At 42.3% G+C, this 22,946-nt stretch carries 25 protein-coding genes; 12 read left to right on the top strand and 13 right to left on the bottom strand.

Annotated features, from left to right (window positions below; all coding sequences use genetic code 11):
• Positions 1-25: 25 nt before the first annotated feature.
• The 5 genes from ACFOWS_RS12465 to ACFOWS_RS12445 all read right to left on the bottom strand — a co-directional run bounded on the left by ACFOWS_RS12465 (position 26) and on the right by ACFOWS_RS12445 (position 6,279).
• Positions 26-568, bottom strand: coding sequence for a DinB family protein (locus tag ACFOWS_RS12465; protein WP_379764997.1), 543 nt, complete (start codon positions 566-568; stop codon positions 26-28).
• Positions 565-921, bottom strand: a complete 357-nt coding sequence (locus ACFOWS_RS12460; RefSeq protein WP_366585352.1) for a winged helix-turn-helix transcriptional regulator — start codon at positions 919-921, stop codon at positions 565-567. The genes ACFOWS_RS12465 and ACFOWS_RS12460 overlap by 4 nt, the downstream gene beginning before the upstream one ends.
• 130 nt (positions 922-1,051) lie before the next feature.
• On the bottom strand, positions 1,052-1,753 hold the full coding sequence (locus ACFOWS_RS12455) for a zinc metallopeptidase (RefSeq protein WP_366585354.1): 702 nt from the start codon (positions 1,751-1,753) through the stop codon (positions 1,052-1,054).
• A gap of 90 nt (positions 1,754-1,843) precedes the next feature.
• Positions 1,844-2,944, bottom strand: a complete 1,101-nt coding sequence (gene ald / locus ACFOWS_RS12450) for an alanine dehydrogenase (RefSeq protein ID WP_379764994.1) — start codon at positions 2,942-2,944, stop codon at positions 1,844-1,846.
• Positions 2,945-3,321: 377 nt separating this feature from the next.
• The gene (locus ACFOWS_RS12445) at positions 3,322-6,279 is read right to left on the bottom strand and encodes a leucine--tRNA ligase (protein ID WP_379765610.1); all 2,958 of its coding nucleotides are present in this window, start codon (positions 6,277-6,279) and stop codon (positions 3,322-3,324) included.
• A gap of 217 nt (positions 6,280-6,496) precedes the next feature.
• Between ACFOWS_RS12445 and ACFOWS_RS12440 the strand changes: the two genes are divergently transcribed.
• The 5 genes from ACFOWS_RS12440 to ACFOWS_RS12420 all read left to right on the top strand — a co-directional run bounded on the left by ACFOWS_RS12440 (position 6,497) and on the right by ACFOWS_RS12420 (position 10,066).
• Entirely contained in the window at positions 6,497-7,375 is an 879-nt protein-coding gene (locus ACFOWS_RS12440) for a cell division protein FtsX (RefSeq protein WP_379764992.1), read from the top strand.
• 100 nt (positions 7,376-7,475) lie between these two features.
• Entirely contained in the window at positions 7,476-7,739 is a 264-nt protein-coding gene (locus tag ACFOWS_RS12435) for a DUF3098 domain-containing protein (protein ID WP_366585360.1), read from the top strand.
• A gap of 1 nt (position 7,740) precedes the next feature.
• A complete protein-coding gene (locus tag ACFOWS_RS12430; RefSeq protein WP_379764990.1) occupies positions 7,741-8,535 on the top strand; it encodes an undecaprenyl-diphosphate phosphatase in 795 nt (264 codons plus the stop codon).
• Positions 8,536-8,566: 31 nt separating this feature from the next.
• Positions 8,567-9,253 (top strand): tRNA pseudouridine(55) synthase TruB, encoded by a 687-nt coding sequence (gene truB, locus ACFOWS_RS12425; protein WP_379764988.1) that lies wholly within the window; start codon positions 8,567-8,569, stop codon positions 9,251-9,253.
• A gap of 87 nt (positions 9,254-9,340) precedes the next feature.
• Positions 9,341-10,066, top strand: coding sequence for a hypothetical protein (locus ACFOWS_RS12420; protein ID WP_379764986.1), 726 nt, complete (start codon positions 9,341-9,343; stop codon positions 10,064-10,066).
• Here the strand turns inward: ACFOWS_RS12420 and ACFOWS_RS12415 are convergent.
• Entirely contained in the window at positions 10,049-10,681 is a 633-nt protein-coding gene (locus ACFOWS_RS12415; protein WP_379764984.1) for a thioredoxin family protein, read from the bottom strand. The genes ACFOWS_RS12420 and ACFOWS_RS12415 overlap by 18 nt on opposite strands.
• Before the next feature lie 162 nt (positions 10,682-10,843).
• On the opposite strand from ACFOWS_RS12415, the gene ACFOWS_RS12410 reads away from it, so the two are divergent.
• Genes ACFOWS_RS12410 through ACFOWS_RS12400 form a run of 3 tightly spaced genes read left to right on the top strand, consistent with a single transcriptional unit; the run spans position 10,844 to position 12,645 of the window.
• Complete coding sequence (locus ACFOWS_RS12410) at positions 10,844-11,407, top strand: DNA-3-methyladenine glycosylase I (RefSeq protein WP_379764982.1); 564 nt, start codon at positions 10,844-10,846, stop codon at positions 11,405-11,407.
• The gene (locus tag ACFOWS_RS12405) at positions 11,394-11,972 is read left to right on the top strand and encodes a hypothetical protein (protein ID WP_379764980.1); all 579 of its coding nucleotides are present in this window, start codon (positions 11,394-11,396) and stop codon (positions 11,970-11,972) included. The genes ACFOWS_RS12410 and ACFOWS_RS12405 overlap by 14 nt, the downstream gene beginning before the upstream one ends.
• Entirely contained in the window at positions 11,959-12,645 is a 687-nt protein-coding gene (locus tag ACFOWS_RS12400) for a DUF2490 domain-containing protein (protein ID WP_379764978.1), read from the top strand. Before ACFOWS_RS12405 ends, ACFOWS_RS12400 begins: the two co-directional genes overlap by 14 nt.
• On the opposite strand, the gene aat is transcribed toward ACFOWS_RS12400, so the two are convergent.
• From aat to ACFOWS_RS12385, 3 genes are read right to left on the bottom strand one after another with little or no spacing between them, the layout of a single operon-like run.
• Positions 12,616-13,296, bottom strand: a complete 681-nt coding sequence (aat, locus tag ACFOWS_RS12395) for a leucyl/phenylalanyl-tRNA--protein transferase (RefSeq protein ID WP_379764976.1) — start codon at positions 13,294-13,296, stop codon at positions 12,616-12,618. The genes ACFOWS_RS12400 and aat overlap by 30 nt on opposite strands.
• Before the next feature lie 37 nt (positions 13,297-13,333).
• Positions 13,334-14,710, bottom strand: coding sequence for a short-chain fatty acid transporter (locus ACFOWS_RS12390; protein ID WP_379764974.1), 1,377 nt, complete (start codon positions 14,708-14,710; stop codon positions 13,334-13,336).
• 9 nt (positions 14,711-14,719) lie between these two features.
• A complete protein-coding gene (locus ACFOWS_RS12385; protein WP_366585380.1) occupies positions 14,720-15,097 on the bottom strand; it encodes a DUF3127 domain-containing protein in 378 nt (125 codons plus the stop codon).
• Positions 15,098-15,220: 123 nt separating this feature from the next.
• Between ACFOWS_RS12385 and ACFOWS_RS12380 the strand changes: the two genes are divergently transcribed.
• Complete coding sequence (locus tag ACFOWS_RS12380; protein WP_379764972.1) at positions 15,221-16,366, top strand: sensor histidine kinase; 1,146 nt, start codon at positions 15,221-15,223, stop codon at positions 16,364-16,366.
• 10 nt (positions 16,367-16,376) lie between these two features.
• A complete protein-coding gene (locus ACFOWS_RS12375) occupies positions 16,377-16,727 on the top strand; it encodes a hypothetical protein (RefSeq protein WP_366585384.1) in 351 nt (116 codons plus the stop codon).
• On the opposite strand, the gene ACFOWS_RS12370 is transcribed toward ACFOWS_RS12375, so the two are convergent.
• A complete protein-coding gene (locus tag ACFOWS_RS12370) occupies positions 16,720-17,112 on the bottom strand; it encodes an HIT family protein (RefSeq protein ID WP_366585385.1) in 393 nt (130 codons plus the stop codon). The genes ACFOWS_RS12375 and ACFOWS_RS12370 overlap by 8 nt on opposite strands.
• Before the next feature lie 66 nt (positions 17,113-17,178).
• A complete protein-coding gene (gene greA, locus ACFOWS_RS12365) occupies positions 17,179-17,655 on the bottom strand; it encodes a transcription elongation factor GreA (RefSeq protein WP_366585387.1) in 477 nt (158 codons plus the stop codon).
• A gap of 185 nt (positions 17,656-17,840) precedes the next feature.
• Here greA and ACFOWS_RS12360 point away from each other — a divergent pair, with 185 nt between their 5' ends.
• Both ACFOWS_RS12360 and ACFOWS_RS12355 read left to right on the top strand, forming a co-directional pair.
• Complete coding sequence (locus ACFOWS_RS12360; RefSeq protein WP_366585389.1) at positions 17,841-18,278, top strand: hypothetical protein; 438 nt, start codon at positions 17,841-17,843, stop codon at positions 18,276-18,278.
• 9 nt (positions 18,279-18,287) lie between these two features.
• Entirely contained in the window at positions 18,288-19,274 is a 987-nt protein-coding gene (locus tag ACFOWS_RS12355; protein ID WP_379764969.1) for an aldo/keto reductase, read from the top strand.
• A gap of 3 nt (positions 19,275-19,277) precedes the next feature.
• Here ACFOWS_RS12355 and ACFOWS_RS12350 read toward each other — a convergent pair whose 3' ends face one another.
• Positions 19,278-20,279, bottom strand: coding sequence for a Gfo/Idh/MocA family protein (locus tag ACFOWS_RS12350; protein WP_379764967.1), 1,002 nt, complete (start codon positions 20,277-20,279; stop codon positions 19,278-19,280).
• A 110-nt stretch (positions 20,280-20,389) separates the two neighbouring features.
• Positions 20,390-22,651, bottom strand: coding sequence for a TonB-dependent receptor (locus tag ACFOWS_RS12345; protein ID WP_379764965.1), 2,262 nt, complete (start codon positions 22,649-22,651; stop codon positions 20,390-20,392).
• Positions 22,652-22,946: the final 295 nt, after the last annotated feature.

Raw genomic sequence — 22,946 nt, 5'->3', positions numbered from 1 at the left:
TACAACGGGGCCAGTGGCCCCGTTTTTAATTTACATATCTTTCTTTTATGATATTGAAATGACGGAGTTCATGACCTGCAATATGATAGGCTAGTCCCCGAACTGTTCTTTGATTTATAATACTACCGTCAATATCAACTCCTTTGCCACCTCTCATAAAACTCTCCTCTGGCAGATACTTAAAAAGAGTCAGTGTAGACCTTCTAACCGATTCATATTCATCAAAAATACTTTCCAAACTCCGTTCATTGGCCTTTGAATTTTTGGCATACGCATCTTGGTCAAATCCATGGAGCGGGGTGTCATCATTTCTGGCATACCGCAAAGCCCGATAGGCAAAAATCCGTTCATCATCAATAAGATGCACCAATATCTCCTTAATGGTCCATTTATCATCGGCATACCTATATTCAAGTTTTTCTTTCGGGAGGGCGTACACAAACTCTTTGATTTTGACAAAATTTTCCCAAAGATGTTTCAATACCATACCATCATCCTCCAATAGATCCATATAAATATGGGAGTATTCCGGATACTCGCCCTTAACTGGCTTTTTGATATATCTCATTTCGCTTGCTTTTTTTCATTGTTATGGGTAAAGCTTTTTGCCCATCGGTGCCGCGCCCAGCCTCCCATGGGTTCCAAAAGTTCATACAGTTCTTGGCCATACTCCGTAAGGGCATAGCCTTCCAAGGTCCTTTTAATGAGGTTGCAGTCTCGCAACTCCTTTAGTCTTGTGTTAAGTGTTGTAGGCGAGATGGACTCACAATAGTCTTGCAAGCCCCGAAACGTATTTGGGCCGGCATACAAATGCCAAACAATGCCCATGGCCCAGCTTCGACCCAATAAATCCAATAACGCCATAATGGGTTGCCCACTTTTTGAACCGCGAACGGGAGCCCCAGGTTTAGGAATATCCATAATGCTACATATTTTATAGCAAAGCTACAAATATTATAGCATTGTACACAAACCGTATTTAAGTTCAATAAAAAAAGCCTGTTTGGGTGAATTCAAACAGGCTCCTTAATTATGTGTCTTGAAAATTATCTTAGTCTCGTCCCCCAAATACTTGAACCGCCCAATAGAGCAAGGATGCCAATGCACCTAAGGCAGCGACCAAATACGTACGGGCAGCCCATTTTAAAGCATCTTCTGCCCCTGCATATTCTTGCTGGCTTACCATGTTTTTTTGTTTCAACCATACCAAAGCCCTTCTACTGGCATCGTATTCCACAGGAAGCGTAACAAAACTGAATAATGTGGCCATTCCCATCATGATTAATCCGGCCACGGCAATATAAAAGCCTATACCCCCAGCGACTCCTGTGGCAGCCATCAACATAATACCACCAAAGACAACCCAAGTGGACATTCCTGAGGTCACACTCACCACAGGCACTAATTTGGAACGCATGGTCAACCACTCATAAGCTTGTGCATGTTGCACGGCATGGCCACATTCGTGGGCCGCAACAGCCGCTGCGGCGGCGTTACGTTGGCTGTATACACCCTCACTTAAATTCACGGTTTTATTTTTTGGATTGTAGTGGTCTGTCAACATTCCGGGTGTAGAGATTACTTTTACATCCCTGATTCCGTGATCATCCAACATTTTTTGGGCAATTTCGGCCCCACTCATCCCATTACGGAGATGCACCTTGGAATATTTCTTGAATTTGCTCTTCAATTTGCTACTTACCAGCCAACTGATCAACGCAATTCCACCAATCAATATATAATATGTCATCATAGCTTTTCTATTTTGGTAATTTAAATATACCACATAAATGCAAAAACCCCGCCAAATATTAGCAGGGTCTTTTTACTGACAAAATGTATGTTACGCCACTGCTGGCTCCCAATGAAAGGCTTCAATAATCTCTTTATAGACTACTTCGCCTTCCACAATGTTCAATCCTTTGGCCAGTGATTTATCTAAATTGCATGCGCTTCGCCATCCCATATTGGCCAATTTTAGCACATAGGGCAGTGTTACATTCGTCAAGGCAACTGTAGAAGTATAAGGCACTGCCCCTGGCATATTGGCTACACAGTAATGAACCACATCATCTATGATGTAGGTGGGGTTCTCATGGGTTGTGGGTTTAGTGGTTTCCACACATCCACCCTGATCTACGGCCACATCCACGATCACGGTGCCGGGATGCATGTCCTTGAGCATGTCCCTAGTGATCAGGTTAGGCGCTTTGGCACCTTTTAAAAGTACACCACCAATGATAAGATCATGGGTTTTAATATGTTTTCTGATATTGAATTCGTTCGAGAACTCGGTGATTACGTGACTTGGCATAATATCGTTCACATAACGGAGTTTCTTCATGTTCACATCCAAAATGGTTACCTGGGCTCCTAGACCAGCTGCCATTTTTGCAGCCTGAATCCCAACAGTACCAGCTCCCAAAACCAGTACACGACCCGGTGACACCCCAGGAACACCACCCAAAAGCACACCTTTGCCCTTTACGGGTTTCTCTAAATATTTGGCTCCTTGTTGAATCGCCATTCGTCCGGCCACTTCAGACATTGGTGTAAGAAGCGGAAGGCTTCCATCTGAATCCTCAACCGTTTCATACGCAATACATATGGATTTACTTTGAATCATAGCCTGGGTCAATGCCTCGCTTGAAGCAAAATGAAAGTAGGTAAACACAATCTGCCCTTTTTGAATAAGACTGTATTCTTGAGCTATAGGCTCTTTTACCTTTACGATCATATCACTCATGGCATAAACCTGACCGATAGTATCTAAAATGGTTGCCCCAGCTCTTTGGTAATCTTGATTGAAAAAACCGCTGCCCTCACCCGCACCTGACTGCACATAGACAGTATGGTTGTTCTTTACCAGTTCAAAAACCCCAGCTGGTGTCATCCCAACCCGGCTTTCATTGTTCTTGATTTCTTTTGGTACCCCTACAATCATTTTGTTGTGTTTTATGATTACCCTCCCAAAGTTGTTACAAAAAAAACAAACTGAGAAAGAAAATCGACAAAAAGTGGGGTGTATTGGTTAAAAACTATCATTTTTAACATTTATACCCCTATTTTAACAGGGGTATTAATCATTATAAAATTTTTTATTTGCTTACTCCCCTATAATTTTTAGGGGTTAAGTGCTTTAAAAAAATACATGCCAAAAGGCATGCATTTTAGAAGTATTTTATAAAATCGCATTGATTGTATTACAAAACTACAATTTCGTCAACCTGAACTCGATTCAGGTTCTCATAAGACTAGTCATGAGTCTGATGGGATTCCGAAACTAGTTCGGAATGACGTAGAATCAAATTTGATCTAAAACTATCCTACGATATTCACAATCTTGCCTGGCACTACAATCACCTTTTTAGGGGTACGCCCTTGCAATTGTTCTTGGGTTTTTTCATGCGCCATGACAGCGGCTTCGATTTCATCCTTGCCCATATCCAAGGGAAGCTCCAATTTGAAGCGCATTTTACCATTAAAGGAAATAGGGTATTCCTTGCTGCTCTCCACCAAGTACTTTTCTTCAAACTTGGGGAATGGGGCTTCTGCAATGGACTCGTTATGACCCAATCGATCCCAAAGTTCCTCGGCGATGTGTGGCGCATAGGGCGACACCAAAATGGCCAAGGGTTCCAAAATGGATTTACTGGTACATTTTTGGGCCGTTAATTCATTCACACAGATCATAAATGTGGATACTGAGGTATTGAACGAGAAGTTCTCAATATCCTCTTCCACTTTTTTGATGGTCTTGTGGAGGGTTTTTAGGTTTTCCGTAGTGGGTTCAACACCCCCCTCGCCCCCCTCAAGGGGGGAATAGAGTTTCCAGAGTTTTTTTAAGAAAGAATGTACTCCGGTAATCCCTGCCGTGTTCCATGGTTTGGATTGCTCCAAAGGCCCTAGGAACATTTCATACAACCGAAGGGAATCTGCTCCATACTCCTCACAAATAGCATCGGGGTTGACGACATTGTATTTGGATTTGGACATTTTTTCCACTTCCCTGCCAACTATGTATTTCCCATCTTCAAGAATAAAATCTGCTTCTTGATATTCTGGCTGCCAATCCCTCAAAGCCTCAACGTCTAGTTCATTCGAAACATTAACCAAATTAACGTCGACCCTAAGTTCCTCAGTTGTATATTCATCTTTCAATCCGTATGAAGCATACTTATTGGTTCCAGAAATACGATAAACAATTGCTGATGTCCCCGTAATCATCCCCTGATTGATCAACTTTTGGGCATACTCATCTTTGGGCACATAGCCCCTATCAAACATAAACTTCTGCCAAAACCGGGAATATAACAGGTGGCCCGTGGCGTGCTCACTTCCTCCTATATATAAGTCCACATCCTGCCAATAATCAATCGCTTCCTTGGAGAAAATAGCTTCATCATTACGCGGGTCCATATACCGATTAAAGTATTGTGAACTTCCTGCCCAACCCGGCATGGTGTTTAATTCCAATGGATAGATGCCGTCATGCTGAACTTGATTCAGCATCTCATCCTCCTTGTCTGACCCTTCGACTGCGCTCAGGGTGACAAGGTCATTGGAAACTACTTTATTGTTCTTCGCATCCCAAGCCCAATGCGTAGCATTGCCCAAGGGCGGTTCGCCCGTTTCGGTGGGAAGGTATTTTTCCACTTCTGGGAGTTCCAAAGGCAAATATTGCTCATTAATCATTTGCGGCATCCCATCCACATAATATACCGGAAAGGGTTCGCCCCAGTAGCGCTGACGACTAAAAACCGCATCCCGAAGGCGATAATTCACCTTTCCTACCCCGTGTCCAATCTTTTCCAACTCCGAAATGACCTTTTTGGTGGCTTCTTTATAGGAAAGTCCATTCAAAAAGTCGGAATTGGCAATAACGGTCGTCGCCTTATCGGCAAAAGCCTCTTCGGAAATATCGATTCCTTCAAAAATGTTGGGGATAGGAATGTTGTAATATTTGGCAAAATCGTAATCCCGTTGGTCCCCGCAGGGTACCGCCATCACCGCACCAGTTCCATAACTGGCCAACACGTAGTCGCCAATCCAAATGGGAATGGGCTCTTTGGTGAAGGGGTGCTCCGCATACGCTCCCGTAAACACACCTGAAACCGTTTTTACATCGGCCATACGATCCCTTTCGGAGCGTTTGGCCGTAGCTTCCACATAGGCGTCCACCTCAGCTTTTTGTTCTGGCGTTGTGATTTTGGCCACCAAATCATGCTCAGGGGCCAAGGTCATAAAACTTACGCCAAAAATGGTGTCGGGGCGTGTGGTGAAAACCTCGATTTGATAGGGGTGATTGAGCGAAGTCGAAATCACATTTTTGCGAGCCTTCTCGACTGCGCTCGAAGTGACATCGTCCTGCTGAACTTGTTTCAGTATTTCATCCGTCATTTTTACATTAAAAGTCACCGAAGCACCTTCTGAGCGACCAATCCAGTTGGTTTGGGAATCTTTGAGCGGCTGTGGCCAGTCAATTTTATCCAAACCATCCAATAAACGTTGGGCATACGCCGTAATCCGCATGCTCCATTGCGTCATTTTTTTACGTATTATGGGATGTCCCCCACGTTCGGAAACCCCATTTACAATCTCATCATTCGCCAAAACCGTTCCCAAAGCCGGGCACCAGTTGACTTCGGTATCCGCCAAATACGTCAATCTATATTTTAAGAGGATTTCCTGCTTTTCCTTTTCCGAGAACCCAGACCAATCTTCAGCAGTAAAAGCTGGAGTATCGTCATCACAGGCAGCTTCAACTTTTGAATTCCCCGATTTTTCAAACAGAGCAACCAAGGTTGAAACATCTTCTGCTTTATCTGATGTTTTATTGTACCACGAATTGAACAACTGGATAAAAATCCACTGTGTCCATTTATAATATTGTGGGTTTGAGGTGCGCACTTCTCGGTCCCAATCAAACGAGAAACCCAATTGGTCCAACTGCTCGCGGTACCTTTTAATGTTATTTTCTGTGGTTATGGCCGGATGCTGACCCGTTTGAATCGCATATTGCTCCGCTGGCAGTCCGAAGGAGTCGTACCCCATGGGATGCAGCACATTAAAACCTTTATGTCTTTTGTAGCGTGAATAGATATCCGTGGCAATATAGCCCAGTGGATGCCCCACATGTAAACCGGCCCCAGAAGGGTAGGGAAACATGGACAATGCATAAAATTTGGGTTTGTCGGAAGTGTTGGACGCTTTAAACGTTTTGTTTTTAGCCCAATACTTCTGCCATTTTTCTTCAATCTGACGGAAATCGTAATTCATCATACTTCTTTATGTTCAATTTGTCACATCGAGCCCTTCGACTTCGCTCAGGGCGAGCTCCAATCGAGATGTCCCAAGCAGAAGGGAAGAGATTTCTCGCTTAGATTTCATACAAGCTCGAAATGACAAAAAACTGTATCTCTTTTCGAGTTGCAAAAATAGGTTTAATCCCCTAAATACAATTTACTTTTCTATTTTTACGTATTGATTCCACTCTATGAGCCAATATATTGAAAGATATCAGCGAAGAAAACTGATTTCCTCTTATTTTTCCGTGGTTTTGAGCATCGCTTTGGTGCTGTTCCTCTTGGGAACCCTTGGTCTTTTGGTCCTGAATACCAAAAAACTGGCAGACCACTTTAAGGAACAGATTACCATTTCGGTCTTTTTAAAAGATAATGCCAAACCTGTGGAAATTGACCAATTGCAAAAAAGTTTGACGTTGGCCGAGTATACCAAGTCGGCGGATTACATTTCCAAAGAAGATGCCGCAGAGCAATACAGTGAGGACATTGGGGAGAATTTTGTGGAATTCTTGGGCTATAACCCGTTGAAAAACTCCATTGATGTACATTTAAAAGCTGATTATGTCTCTCCCGAACAAATTGCCGAAATCGCAGAGGATTTGGCCGCCAAAACCTATGTGGACGAGGTGAGCTACGACAAACCGTTGATTTCGCTGCTCAACGACAATGCCCGAAAAATTAGTCTTTGGATTTTGGTGGCCAGTGCAGTTTTCACCGTGATAGCCGTTCTGCTCATCAATAGTTCCATTCGGTTGTCCATATATTCCAAACGATTTATCATTAAGACCATGCAGATGGTAGGAGCCACAAAGACCTTCATACGAAGACCTTTTATTTGGCAAAACATAAAATTGGGCATGGTGGGAGCGGCCGTGGCCTTAATTTCATTGGGCATTCTTGTTTATTATATCAACAAAAATTTCCCTGAGTTGAATCTGCTCCAAGATTATATGGTGCTCATCTTTTTGTTTGTGGGTGTTTTTGGACTTGGCGTACTCATTTCATGGGCCAGCACCCATTTTGCCACCCAACGTTTTTTGAATTTGAGAACGGATGATCTATACTATTAGACAAAAGATATAAGACCGCTTCGCTGATGGACAAAAGACTACAGACGTCATAAAGTATCTACACGGTCAATTCTGGAAAACTTTTCACTAAATTTGAGCCATGAACAAGAAAAACAAAAACGTTCAAAAGCCCACCAAGGAATTTGTTTTCCAAAAGAAGAACTATCTCTTTCTTTTTATCGGCATCATTTTCATTGCTTTAGGTTTTATTTTGATGAGTGGTGGTGGCAGCGACGACCCCGAGGTGTTCAATCCGGATATCTACAACTTTAGAAGAATTCGTTTGGCACCCACTTTAGTGCTGATAGGTCTTGGCATTCAAGTGTATGCCATTTTGTTGAACCCTAACAAAAAGAAAGACTGATTTGGAACTTATTGACGCCATAATTCTTGGTATAATTCAAGGATTGACGGAGTTTTTACCCGTATCTTCCAGTGGACATCTAGAATTGGGAAAAGCTATATTGGGTGCACACGCCGTTCCCGAAGAGAGCTTGTTATTTACGGTAATTCTTCACTTTGCCACAGCTTTGAGTACCATTGTGGTATTTCGCAAAGACATTTTAGAGATTTTTAAGGGACTTTTTCAGTTTAAATGGAATGAAGAGACCCAATTTTCCTTAAAAATCATTATTTCCATGATTCCCGCTGCGCTTGTGGGCATCTTTTTGAATGATTTTATTGAAGTTTTTTTTGACGGAGCCATTGTGATTGTGGGTATTATGCTCATTATTACGGCCTTCTTATTGTACTTGGCAGATTTGGCCAAAACTACCGAAAAAGGCGTATCGTTCCGAAGTGCTTTTGTGATTGGAATGGCGCAAGCCGTAGCCATATTACCAGGGATTTCACGAAGTGGCGCTACCATTTCCGCTGCCGTTCTTTTGGGAGTGGATAAGAGTAAATCCGCCCGATTTTCCTTTTTGATGGTCGTTCCCCTTATTTTGGGAAAGGTTACCAAAGACTTAATGAGTGGCGACATCAATTTTCATGGTGACCAAGCAGTGGCCATGGGCGCTGGATTCATTGCAGCCTTTATTGCAGGACTTGCTGCGTGCACCTGGATGATTAAACTGGTACGCCAAAGTAAACTCACCTATTTTGCCATCTATTGCCTTGTTGTGGGGTTGATTGCCCTGGCTTGGAGTATTTGGGGATAGATCCCTATTTTTGTTTCAAACCCCAAAGCTTTTGAAAACCAAAGAAGATTTCTTGAATGGTCAGATTTTATTAATCGATAAACCGTTGGAATGGAGTTCCTTTCAAGCGGTTAATGCCCTAAAATGGGCCATCCGTAAAAAATTTGACCTTAAAAAGATAAAAATTGGCCATGCAGGCACCCTAGACCCATTGGCCACCGGCCTTTTAATCATCTGCACCGGAAAATTCACCAAGAAAATTCCAGAGCTTCAAGGTCAGGTCAAAGAATATACAGGAACTTTTACCATGGGTGCCACCACACCATCTTACGATATGGAAACTGAAGTGGACCGGACCTATCCCACAGAACATCTTTCCGATGTGGCTATTAAAGAAGCGACCCATCAATTTTTAGGGGAAATCGACCAAATTCCTCCCATTTTTTCTGCGTTAAAAAAAGATGGTAAGCGATTGTATGAACTTGCAAGGGAAGGCAAAAAAGTCGAAATAAAATCCCGGAAAATCGAGATATTGGAGTTTGAAATCACTCGCATTGCACTACCAGAGGTAGATTTTCGGGTGGTTTGCAGCAAGGGCACTTACATTCGCTCTTTGGCGCACGATTTTGGTAAAGCTTTGGAATCGGGAGCCTATTTATCGGCCCTGAGAAGAACCAAAATAGGGGATTTCAACGTAAATAATGCTACAAGCCCCATGGTTTTCAAAGAAAACCTGTGATTATATGCCTAAAAACCACCTGAAGAGTAGGTTACATATAAGCGTTGGGGTAAAATATTTTTGAAAAAAAGCGGTTATAGTAAAACCATGAACTTTAATCTCAATAGAAGCCAGTTATCATTATTGATCACGTTCCTCTCTATGTCCATTGTGATATTGTTGCTGTTCAACATTCACTTGGGAGGCATGCAGGAAGAGGAATATGTGATTGAAATGAGTCTGGCCGATGAGGATATTGAGAAGTTATTGGAACAAGAAGAGGAGCGCTTGGAAGAAATGAAAGCGGCCAACGACCCAATCAAAAGTCACATGGCCTTTAACGAAACTGCCAAACCATCCGTTGGAAACCCCGAACCTTTAAAAACTTTGGAGGAACTCTTGGAAGAAAGGGCATTAAACAGTGAAACCGGCGAATATGCTGATAATTCCGGTTTTGAGGAACAGTTAAAAAAATTAGCTGCCCAACGCGACGAGAAAAAGCAAAAATTGGGTGAACGTGATGCGCAAAAGGAAGAATTCACCAATTATTTAAAAGATAGACGCACCTCCATTTCGTTTTCATTGGTAGAGCGGAATGCATACCACCTACCACCTCCTATCTACACTTGTATTGAGGGCGGTAAAGTGGTCATTAACATTAGTGTAGACAACAATGGTTATGTAACCGAAGCTACTTTCAATGATAAAAGCTCCGGAACTAGCAACGGTTGTTTGGTAGATAATGCTATTACCTATGCTTTAAAAGCACGGTTCAGCCCAGATTCAAAGGCTGCGCAAATTGGAACAATTACCTACCTATTTCAAGGGAAGTAGATTTAAAACCTCCCTTAAGATACCTCTCCCTTTGTCTTTATTGTACCACACCTGAAGGTCCTGTTTGAACTCAGGGGTAAGCTTTCCATGTTCTTTTTTGTAGGCTTCCACCATTTCAGTTGCAGCAAGAGGTCTTGGTCCCCAGTCACCTACAATTTCCTTGCTTTCCCCGTCCCAAAGAATCACCTTGGGAATAGATCGGGCTTCGTTGGTCAAGAAAGCATCCATAATGTCAGGAACTTCGTCTCGGAGAACAACTTTGTGATCTATATTTGGATTGAGTTCGGCAATCTTGCTAAAAACCGGCATGCTATGGGCTGCATCCCCACACCAACTTTCGGTGATGGTTAAGAAAGTAAGTCTAGATTTTATTTTGATTATCCTTTGCTGAACCTCATCAGGAATTGCAAAGGTTTTGTGCCATCGTTTCATTCGGCGATCATTGAGTTGGGTATAGTGAACGTTGGCTTCGGTTTGTACATGACCCGTTGTCTGTTCAGTTTCCGCCAAATGATGCACCAAATCCCTATACTTTTCATAATCCATTCCAATAGAAATGCCTTGTTGCACCAATGTGGGCTTACTCTGTTGTTTGCGTTTATCCAATAGTTCCATAAACTTCTTTCTGCAAATTTATCCTTCAAAAACAGCCTATCCGCTGACTTTTGTCATTTGTTGTATTGCACAAGGAAACCTTACACCTTTTCATTGAACGGATTTTGATGGATACTTTTCTGTTCTTCGGAACTTCCCCTAACTTTAGCTAAAATTTTCACCATGGATAAACATCGTTGTGGTTGGTGCGTGGGCGACCCGCTTTATGAAGCATATCATGATCAAGAATGGGGAGTTCCGGTTAAAGATGATGACACTCTTTTTGAGTTTTTGATCCTGGAGACCTTCCAAGCAGGGTTAAGTTGGATTACAGTTCTGCGAAAGCGGGAAAACTTCAGGGAAGCATTTGATCACTTTGATTATAAAAAAATTGCCGGATACAATCAGGATAAAATTGATGAGCTTTTGCAAAACCCTGGAATCATCCGAAATAAACTAAAGGTAAATGCCACGGTCTCCAATGCCAAAGCTTTCATGAACATCCAAAGGGAGTTTGGAAGTTTCAGTAAGTATATTTGGGGTTTTGTGAACGGAACCCCCGTTAAAAACACATGGGAAAATTACAAACAGGCCCCTGCCACTACCGAAATCTCGGACGTCATCAGCAAGGATCTAAAGAAACGTGGCTTTAAATTTGTAGGTAGTACCGTGATCTATGCCCACATGCAAGCCACGGGCATGGTGAATGATCATGAAATTCATTGCTTTAGATATGATGAAGTTTAATTTCATTTTTATAGGTTTTTTGTGTTTTATCCAGATAGGATTCGCACAAAACAAGTACGAGAAGGAATCCAGAATAAAAAAGGATGCCTTCCCTGAGAATGCGTTTGCGCTCATAGAAAGTTATTTAGAGGACGCCAAGCGCATTAGATTCTACCAAGAAACGGACAGTACCAAGAAAAGTTTTGAGGCAAAGTTCAAAAAAGGGCGATTACATTATAGCGTGGAGTTCAACCAAGAGGGTGATTTGGAAGATGTTGAGTTCATTATAAATGAAAACGACATTCCAGAGGATACTTGGAACAGGATCAAAAACTACCTCAACTCGCAATACCCAAAGTTGCGCATCAAGAAAATACAGCAACAGCATCCACGAATGGGAGGCTCAAAAAAGACACTACGCGAAGCCTTCCAGAACTTAATGTTGCCCCATATCAATTATGAAATTATTTTTTCATCAAAGAAAGAGAAAAAGTTTCAGTCGTATGAAGCATTGTTCAATGCTGAAGGCAGTCTGTTGAACATCCGTAAATCATTCCCGCCAAGCTACGACCATGTCCTATACTAAATGGGTTTCTTTTCTACTTGTTTTTCTGTGTATCCACACGATGATGAATGCGCAAGATAACCTTACGGGGTATTGGCAGCCTCAAGTCGCCATCAATTATGATGTGGCCCCACTGTACTCACATAATTTTTCTGTGACCAACCGAAATTATGTGCTAAATGACAGTGAGGTTCAATTAAGTGTTCGGCAATTGGACGTTGCACACTTTTCTAACCTTAAAATACAAGACAACCAAAGTATTGCGTTGGGTGTCCAATATCGGTTTAGGAATGCTTTTGAGGGAAGAGGGGATGAGCTACGGTTTACGCAACAATACAACTTTACGAAAAAACCAATGACTATCCGGTTTGGGCATCGGTTTAGAGCGGAACAGCGTATCACAAAATCCCCAACAATTCATCGATTTCGGTATCGGTTTACCATGGATTTTGCATTAAAAGGAGAAACCTTGAATATGGGTGAAGCCTATTTTGTGGGAAATTTGGAAAATTTGCTAAGTGTTTCCAAAATGGCTTCTCCAGAATATGATGTTCGCTTGACCGGGCAAATTGGGTGGCAGCTTCAAGGAGGGTTAAAGCTTCAAACAGGCTTAGAATATAGGTTGGAAGACTTTTCATCGGGAGTGCCACAAAATGTGGTTTTCTTACTTACCAGTGCCCAGATTTCCCTGTAATAAATCCATAAATTTCTCGCGCGAGATCAATTCTGCACCCATACGTTCCAAATGATCGGTATGCACTTGGCAATCAATAAAGTGATACCCTTTTGCATCCAATTCATGAGCCATTTTAATAAATGCAAATTTGGAAGCATTGGGTTCAAGGCTAAACATACTTTCCCCACAAAACACATGGCCCAAATCCACACCATATAAGCCGCCTACCAAGTTGTTGCCCTTCCATACTTCATACGAACGGGCAAATCCTTTTTTATGAAGTTCGGCATAGGCATTTTTCATTTTTGATGTAATCCACGTGCCATCCTGCCCCTTGCGCTCCACCAAAGCACACTGCTGTATGACCTCATTAAAGCAAGTGTTTTGGGTTATTTTGAAAGCCCCATCACGCATAACCTTGCGCATGCTTTTGGACACTTTAACCTTTTTTGGAAAAAGGACCATGCGTGGGTCCGGACTCCACCATAATATCAAGGCGTCATCATTGAACCAAGGAAAAATGCCACTTTTATAGGCCAGCAGCAATCGTTCTGGAGACAAATCGCCGCCTACTGCCAAAAGGCCGTCTGCATTGGCTGTCTCCACTGGCGGGAATTCCAAACGGTCCCCCAAAAAGTGAAGGGGAAAGTAATTTTGGTTATTTTCCAAAACGCAATTTTTACTAAAATACGGAAACCGAACAGGACTAAAAAACAAGCAGCCCAGCCATATAAATCAAACTGCCAACAACCATAAAAAGAACTGTGTATGGCAAAATTTCTTTGGCCTGTAATTTGGTAATGCCCAATAAAGGTAGCGCCCAAAAAGGTTGAAGCATATTGGTTACTTGATCGCCATAGGCCAAAGCCATTATAGCTTTCGGCAGTGGAACACCCAACTGCAGAGCAGATTGTAGTACCAATGGCCCTTGAATGGCCCATTGCCCGCCACCACTCGGGACAAAAACATTGACGAGCCCACCACTTAAAAAAGTAAAAAGCGGCAAGGTCGTTGTTGTGCTTATGGATACAAAAAAGTCAGAAATGCTTTGAATCATTCCGCTGCCAGACATGATGCCCATAATGCCAAAATACAAGGGAAATTGTATCAGTATGCCCGCTGTATCCCCAATGGCCTCCTCAACCGCCATTAGAAAACTCTTAAAACTACCATGAAGTATGATTGCCAATCCCAACATAAAGAAATTGAGCATGTTTGGTGTGATATTCAATGTTTTGAGCGCTGGCACATATTGAATCAAGAAGGCAAGTAAAATCAAAATTCCAAATAGGGTGGAGACCCATGGGGAATACTCCAATTTTTCCGCACCTTGTAAATGCTTCTTTTCCATTGATTTAAATTGATAACCCTTCAAATCCGTGGATGTGGTACTTGTCCTTTTGCTCAAATAATAGGTCAATCCGGTAATGGACAAGGCTACCAATGCAAATAGCGTCAAATTCCAATAGCTGAAAACAGTGAGTGCCGTGGAAATGGAATCGGGTAATTGGGCCAACACATCGCCGCTTGCATAGTTTCCCATCAACTCCTTCAGGTGTCCTGCCTCTGCCACTTTTATGGGGGCAGACCCACTGATTCCACCGTGCCAGACCATCAACCCAGAATAACCACAGGCCCCTATGAGTGGATAGTTGATGGAAATGTTGTTGTTTTGGGCATATTCTCCCACTTTTCGGGCCAAAATTGCTCCAAATATAAGTCCAAGCCCCCAATTGAAGAAGGAAACCAACAGTGTGGGCAATACCACCAATATCACGGCATTCGACGTATTTTTGACTAAGCCCGTGATTTTTAAAATCAACCGTTCCATGGGTTTGCTCAGCACCAAAACATGGCCCAACACCAAAATGAGCATCATCTGATAGGCAAATACCAAAAGCCCATTGTTCCAAATACCTGCCTCCCAATAGGAAAGTAGGGCCGTGAAATGATTTCCGTCGGAAGTATTCTCCGTAAAAATCAAGGCTAAAAGTAGCGTGAGCGCGGTGAGCAATACCGCAATAGTGAACGGGGAGGGCAAATACCTCCTAAAAATGTGCTCTATGACCTTGGTAAGGTCCAATGCTCTAATTTAGAAAGGAAGGTCGTCGTGGTCTTCCTCATTGAGGTCATCAGCGGGCTCAAAGGCTTCCATAGGTGGAACCGGAGGCATATCACCAGAACCGGATTCTGTCTGAAGGTTTTCAATACGCCAACCTTGTATGGAATTGAAATATTTTGTTTCTCCTTGTGGATTTACCCATTCCCTTCCTCTAAGATTGATACTGATTTTCACCATTTGTCCTACACTATAGTTGTTCAGCAAATCGCATTTATCCTGCACAAACTCCACCAAAATATGCTGTGGATATTGTTCTTCCGTAGTAACGACCACCTCTCTTTTACGGAAACCATTGTTCCCATATGTCTTGGTCTCATCTATCATTTTAATTCTTCCCTGAACTTCCATGTATGCTAATTTTCAATGAATTTCAAATGTACACAAAATGATCTCCAATGGAAACCCAAGTTTATCACGAAGTATCAACATATTTTCCATTTTCCGCTATCTTTAATCACAATTCTGCCAAAAATGAACTTCAATCCCAAACGAAAAGCTTCCAATATCACTTTGCTGATTTCGGCATTCATTATTGTTAGCTTGATTTTGTGGAACACCAACAGCTTTTTTAAGAAGTTCAAGGAGGAGGAGCGTCTAAAAATGGAGATATGGGCCACGGCCCAATCGGAACTTATTCAATCTTCTGTAGATCAAGAACTGGGAAACCTTACCTTGAAGGTAATGGGCAACAATACATCCACACCCATGATTTTGATGAATGAGGAAGGTTCCTATAAAACCCATAACATCCCGCAAGAACGAATTTCCGATAGCAGTTATATCAGCAAAAAAATACAACAGTTTCGCAATGAAAACGAACCCATTGAGATCATTCAGGATGGGGAACTTTTAGAAACGCTATACTACGGAAATTCTGAAGTATTGAACAAATTAAAATACTATCCCCTTGCCCTTCTTTTAATCATATTTTTATTCGGAGCGGTCATTTTCTTCTTCTTCCGAACCAATAAAGCCTCGGAACAGAACAAGCTTTGGGCCGGTATGGCAAAGGAAACGGCACACCAAATCGGCACACCATTGACATCGCTTTTGGGATGGAACGAGTTATTGAAGTCAGAAAGTATCAATCCAGATATTACGCTGGAGATTGCCAAAGACATAGACCGGTTACAGACCATTACAGAACGGTTTTCCAAAATAGGATCCATACCAGACTTGGAGGTGCATGACATTGTGGAGGAGACGAAAAAAGCGTACGAGTATCTAAAGAAACGTAGCTCTAAGTTGATACACTTTTCCTTTAGCTCCAATGTGGATGAACTTTACGTGCTATTGAATCCGCCGTTGTACAATTGGAGCATAGAAAATCTGGTGAAAAATGGCATCGATGCCATGAAGGGAAAGGGAAATATTGCCATACAAATTGATAAAAAAGGCCAAAATGTTAATATATTGGTATCGGATACGGGGCACGGTATCCCAAAAAGTGATTTTCAGAACATCTTCAGTCCGGGAGTAACTTCCAAAAAAAGAGGATGGGGATTGGGTCTTTCGTTGGTAAAAAGAATCGTGGAAGAGTACCACAAAGGAAAAATTAAAGTACTTTCGTCGAGTAAAGAAGGAACAATCATGCAAATTACACTAAGAGTAAAATGAACAGTGCACCATGTCAAAGGAAAAAAGAATTGTAATTAAGGATGCCGACATTACCAATAACTGCCCCGAGTGTTATAACCAAGAATTGAAGCTTACCTTTTACCAAAAACATACTTTAAATCCATTGTATCACCGGACCACCGGTGAGGTTACCCATGAGATTAAGTGCAAGAAATGCCATTCCATCATTTACCCCGTAAATTGGACGCCAGATATTGAACGTGTCTTTGACTATTATAACAAATTGGTACGCCCAGACCGACCTTCAGTCCGGTTTACCATGCTCTTTTTTATCCTTCTTATTTTAATTTTGTGCCTAGTGGCAGCTGGCATTTACTTTTATTTGGAAGGCCTTATTTAAGCTGCTCCTTTATTTTATGGGCTATGGCTTCAAATTCTTGGGCCTCCAAACTTTCTTTATGTTGAAATGTTGCGTTTTTCATGCTGTGCAATGGAATTAGATGCACGTGCACATGGGGCACTTCCAAACCAATTACCGTCATTCCCACTCGTTTACAATCAATTGCTGCCTCTATAGCCTTACCCACCTTTCTTGAAAAAGCCATGAGTTTCATGTACGCTTCTTCATCCAAGTCCAAAATCTTGTCCACTTCCTTTTTAGGTACGCATAGCGTATGGCCTTCGGCGTTGGGGTTAATGTCCAAAAAAGCAAAATTGTCGTCGTCCTCTGCAATTTTATAGCAAGGGATATCTCCATTGATGATCTTGGTGAAAATACTGGGCATGTTGGTTTGGTTTTAAATAAAAAATCCTGTCGTGGACAGGATTAAATATAGGGATTCTATAAACTTTTAGTTACGGCTAATCTCCAAAATCTCCAACTTTAACGTTCCATTGGGCACTTTGATTTCAGCAACATCTCCTACAGATTTCCCCAACAGTCCTTTTCCGATAGGAGAGGTCACAGAAATTTTACCTGATTTTAGGTCTGCCTCACTTTCAGCCACCAGGGTATATTTCATTTCCATGCCATTACCCTGATTCTTTAGCTTGACGGTAGACAGCACCAATATTTTTGAAGTATCCAATTGGGATTCGTCTATTAACCTGGCATTGGAAAGGGTCTCCTCCATTTTGGAAATCTTCATTTCCAACAGGCCCTGTGCCTCTTTGGCAGCATCATATTCTGCATTTTCGGACAAATCTCCTTTGTCCCGTGCCTCGGCAATGGCCTGAGAAGCTTTGGGACGCTCCACATCTTTAAGATGGTTCAGTTCATCCCTTAATTTTTTTAATCCCTCCGCAGTGTAATAAGATACTTTGCTCATATCGTCATATTTTTATGCAAAAGAACATCGAAGAAAATCAAAAAATTTCCCCAATGGTCTTGTTCTCTACAAATACAAAAAATCCTCAACGATTACCATGACCTGCATGGTTTTTTGCGAGGATTTAACGCAAATATAGGCAATTTTTGTTCAACTTTGTAGAGCGATGAATTGAAATCCATACTATGAAGCAGTTTTGGGGCGGCGTCCTACTTATCCTTCTAATCTCCTGTAGTTCAGATAGTACCAACAGAAATCCCTATCTCCAAGAAGTGAGTTTCAGGTTTGAGCTGAACTTAAACCTTCCACTCTACAGTGGACTGAACACCATAGGCAATCCTGTATATGTAGGCAACAATGGAGTGGGCACTCGGGGCGCTTTTGTTATAAAATCCAGTTTGGACAGCTATTATGCCTTCGAAGCCAGTTGTCCCAACCATACCCCCAACAATTGCTCTACCATGAGCATTGATGGACAAAATGTGGTTTGCGATTGCGAAGGTTTTACGTATAGCCTTTTCACAGGACAGCAATTGGACCGTCCCGATGATGGGAAGAGATACTACGACCTTCTTTTTTATCGCGCCACACAAAGCGGAAACATTGTAACCATATCCAACTAAAAAAGTAGCATGCAATACAGAAAACTTGGAAAAACGGGACTTAATGTCTCTGAAATCTCTTTGGGAACATGGCAAGTGGGAGGCAAGTGGGGCTCTGGTTTTGATGATACCCTTGCGGAACGCATTATCAATGAAGCGATTGATGCCGGAATCAATTTTATAGACACGGCCGATGTGTATGAAGCTGGGGCCAGTGAAGCTGCCGTGGGCAGGGTGATAAAATCCAGGTCTGAAGAAATTTATGTGGCTACCAAATGTGGACGGCAAATCAACCCACATGTAAACGAAGGGTACACCGTAAAGGTGTTGCGGAAGTATGTAGAGGATAGTCTTAAAAATTCAGGGTTGGAGTGTTTGGACCTCATCCAACTGCACTGCCCACCCACCGAAGTCTTTTACAGACCGGAAATCTTTGAGCTTTTTGACCGATTAAAAGATGAAGGAAAAATAAAGAATTTGGGGGTGAGTGTTGAAAAAGTTGAGGAAGCCTTGAAAGGAATGGAATATTCCAATGTAACCACCGTACAGATCATTTTCAATATGTTTCGGCAACGGCCTTCCGAACTATTTTTTGAACAGGCCAAAAAGAAAGATGTTGGTGTCATTGTTCGTGTGCCTTTGGCGAGCGGTCTGCTAACGGGTAAATTTTCTTCCAACTCCACTTTTGAAAAGGAGGACCACCGCTTTTTTAATCGCGAGGGTGCAGCTTTTGATAAAGGTGAAACGTTTTCCGGGATTCCTTTTGAATTGGGTCTGGAAGCTGTTGAAGAATTGAAAAAACTATTTCCTGATCATGATAATTTAGCCCCTATTGCCTTGCGGTGGATTTTGGACTTTCCTGAGGTCAGCTGCATCATTCCGGGGGCTTCAAAAGCGGAGCATTTACATTCCAATTTGGAGGCGACAAAACTTCCGCCGCTAACAACCGAGCAAAATCAGGCAATCAAGGCCGTTTACGAAAAGTACATTAAAAAAGAGGTACATCAGCTCTGGTAAGATTCAAATCACACCCAAAATCCGGTCCATGACCCAACTGGTATGCAAAGCTGATTTCCCCAAAGAGGGATGTTTACTTTTTCCCAGAAAATGGTCTCTGATATTTTCCACATGATGCTGTTGCACATGCTCTGGATGCGGGATTTCCAAAACTTGGTGTCCAGCTGCATTTTTTAACTCCACTGGAGCCTCATCCAATACTGAAAAGGTTATCGTTCCCTCGGAACCCAATAGTTCAACCTTGTCAACACGATTTTGAGTTCCAAAATTCCAAACCCCTTCACTGGTGGTACCATTGGAGTGCAACCAAGAACCTGCAATGGCATCATAGGCGGAATATAACCCCTGCTGGTTGGTGGCTACGCCATGGGCTTCCTCAATGTCTCCTAATAAAAAAGTGAACAAGTCCAAGCCGTGACTTGCCAAATCGTCAAAATAGCCACCGGGTGCAACAATTTTATCAGTTCGCCAGTTGTACTTTCCGCTCAAATCAAATTCATTGGGTGGTTGGGTCTTTTGCCAATGGATATGCCGTACCTCACCAATTTGTTTCTCATCCAGCCATTGTTTTACTTTGAGAAAACGGGGTAAAGACCTGCGATAGTAAGCAACAAAAAGAGGAATGTCTTTGGTTTCAAACGCATGGTAAATCTCCAAACTATCTTTATAATTCGGAGCCATGGGCTTTTCAATACAACAGGGTTTTCCCGCTGCTGCTACTTGTAGTGCGTACAATTTATGGGTGTCCGGAGGTGTGGCTATGTATATGGCATCAATATCAGGATTGTCAATAACCGATTTAGCATCAGTGGTCCAATTTGGAATATGGTGTCTTTTTGCATAATCTTCAGCCTTTTGGGCATCACGCCGCATTACGGAATGCACTTCAAAACCAGACGTTTTTTGATAGGCCGGTACGCTTTTCTTTTCGGCCACGCTTCCGCAACCGATTACCCCCCATTTAAGGGGCTTGTCTTCGGAAAAAAGAAAATGGGATTCTGTCATTGGTTATAAATGTACAGAATCCCATTAAAAATAATGTCTCAAAAAACAGTTCTCGATACTAAATTCTTTCAGAATTTCACTCGAACTGACACCTTTTTACCTCAAACTATTTAAAAATTTACGGTGGCACCAACCAAAAAGTTGATTCCAGCTTGTGGGTAATACCCTGCCCCCTCAATGGTGGTGATGGTTCCGGGATTGGAAAAATCATCATCATACGTAAAGAAATAACCATTGGAAACAATGTCGGCATCAAAAATGTTGTTCACCAAGCCCGAAAGCACAATACTCTTTACAAACGAACCGGTTTCAATCACGTACTGTACATTGAAATCGGTTTGTGTATAGCTATCCAAGGTGGAGTTTTCTGAATCAATATTTCCCATATATTGTTTCCCTACAAATTTCGACAACAATGATACCTGCAAGTTTTCATTGGGCTGAAATGCGAGAACATTTCCAGCAACCACTTGGGGTGAGTAGGCGATGTGGGTATTTCCCAAATCCTGAAGCTCTCCATCCCGCTGAAAAAAGAAATCGAGGTTTCGGTTATCACTCAGTGCAATGTTAGGCCGTAGCTTAAACTTGTTACCCAATCGTAAATTTGCATCCACTTCCAAGCCCAAACGGTAGCTGTCACCCACATTGGCACGCAAAGGTGCGCCCACATCATTGAGTTCGCCTGTAAGTACCAATTGATCTTTATAGCGCATGTAGTATACATTGGTATTCAATTGGAAATCTGGGGAAACGTAACGCCACCCCAGCTCAAAATCGTTCAATTTTTCGGGTTTTGGGCTACCATTTTCATAATCGTTACGGTTGGGTTCCCGGTTGGCCCTAGCGTACGACAAGTAGAAATTGTTGTTTTGGTTCAAATCGAACGTAATTCCGGCTTTTGGGTTGAAAAAATTAAAGGTGTCATCTACCAAACCGGTATCATCACCGTTGGCCTGGTAGCTAACTCCGCGGTATTGAACATCGCCAAAAATGGACCACTTGCGGTTTAATTGATAGTTAGCCTTGGCATATAGATTCAAATCTGTCTTTGTTGAATTGTCATCGTAATAGCGCTCTTCAATCTCACTATCGCTTGCATAACGGGCCCAAATGATTTCCCCAAAATGGTCTCCTTTGTACTCATTATACCCTCCACCAAGAATCAACTGAAGGTTGTCCTTATTATAAGTGGCCGAAAAAACAGTACCATAGAAATCATTGTCCAGCCATCTCCTGCGTATCAAATCCGTAGTCTCAATGGTTTCTCCTCCGATAGCGATGGGCTCCAAACCGTATTCAGAAAAATCCTCATCTTCCCTGTACTGCTCAAAAAAACCACGTCCGCGGGTATAGTGCAGTGCCAGGTTGGTGCTCCATTCAGAGCTTAAAGTTTCATTCCAATGCAATTGAAAATGGTCTTGTTTGTAGTTATCGACCTCATTGTCGTAGAATTGTACATTTCCGTTCTCATCGGTATAAATACCAGCAGAATTGAATGTTCTATCGGTTTCCAATTCTTCTGCCGTGATTCCGTTCCATGCTTGATAGGTGATTTCATGCCCGCCAAAAAGTAACGCTTTCACCAATGTGTTGTCATCTTGATAAACCCCTTGCAGAAAATAAGAGTCCAAATCCGATCTTGCCCTATCCACATAACCATCGGAAGTAATTCTGGATAATCGCCCCGATATTTCAAAGTGATCGCTAAGGAGTCCCGTACTGAACTTAATGTTGTTCCGCAGTGTGTTAAAACTTCCTACGGAAGAAGAAATCCGGGCATAGGCTTCTTCCGAAAAAGCATCCGTCAACAAGTTTAAACTGGCCCCAAAAGCGGCAGCCCCGTTAGTAGAGGTTCCCACCCCACGTTGCAATTGCAGACTCTGGGTTGATGAGGCAAAATCGGGCATATTTACCCAAAAGGTGCCTTGCGATTCCGCATCATTATAGGGAATACCATTGATGGTAACGTTGACGCGGGTAGCATCGCTGCCCCGCACTCGAATGCCTGTGTATCCCACTCCAGCACCTGCATCGGAGGTTGTGACCACAGCTGGTAAAAAGTTCATTAAAATGGGAATGTCCTGCCCCAAGTTTCGAGGTGTAATCTCCTCCTGATCTAAATTGGAAAACGTAATGGGAAATTCCTTGGTCGCCCGAATGGCTTGGACAAGAACCTCGTCCAGCACCACTTTTGTTCCTTCCAAAGAATCGGTTTGCTGTTCCTGGGCACTCATTCCAAGTGCTAGCCCTGATAGGACCAATGTTGCGAACAGATTTTTAACACGATACCGTTTGCTATTTTTTGTCGGTCGTGTTGTGCCGCATTTTAGTGCTGCGGTCCTGCACTGAATAATTGAATAAAGCGGTTTCATCCGTAAAAATTTTACGAATAAAAGGGGTCATTATTCTTGTTACTAGTTGATTTTTTGTTTCTAAGGAAACATAGAAATTCCAAGATGCGCTTTGGCGCAATCCCTTGGCAGCATTACCCGCCCAGGTTCATTGGGTATAATCTCAGCTTGTCCTGAACTTGTTTCAGGACCTGCCCAATTCAAGTTCGAGGTTTAAGCACCCCTTTGAGATGGCTGCAAATGTAAAAAGCAGCAATCTTTTTTCATAAGAATCCACAGAAATTAACTTTTGATAACAACTATGTGGTATACCTCA

The sequence above is a fragment of the Flagellimonas marina genome, assembly GCF_042651185.1.
GTDB classification, from domain to species: Bacteria; Bacteroidota; Bacteroidia; order Flavobacteriales; family Flavobacteriaceae; genus Flagellimonas; species Flagellimonas marina.
This window is presented reverse-complemented; position numbering and strand designations above follow the sequence as displayed.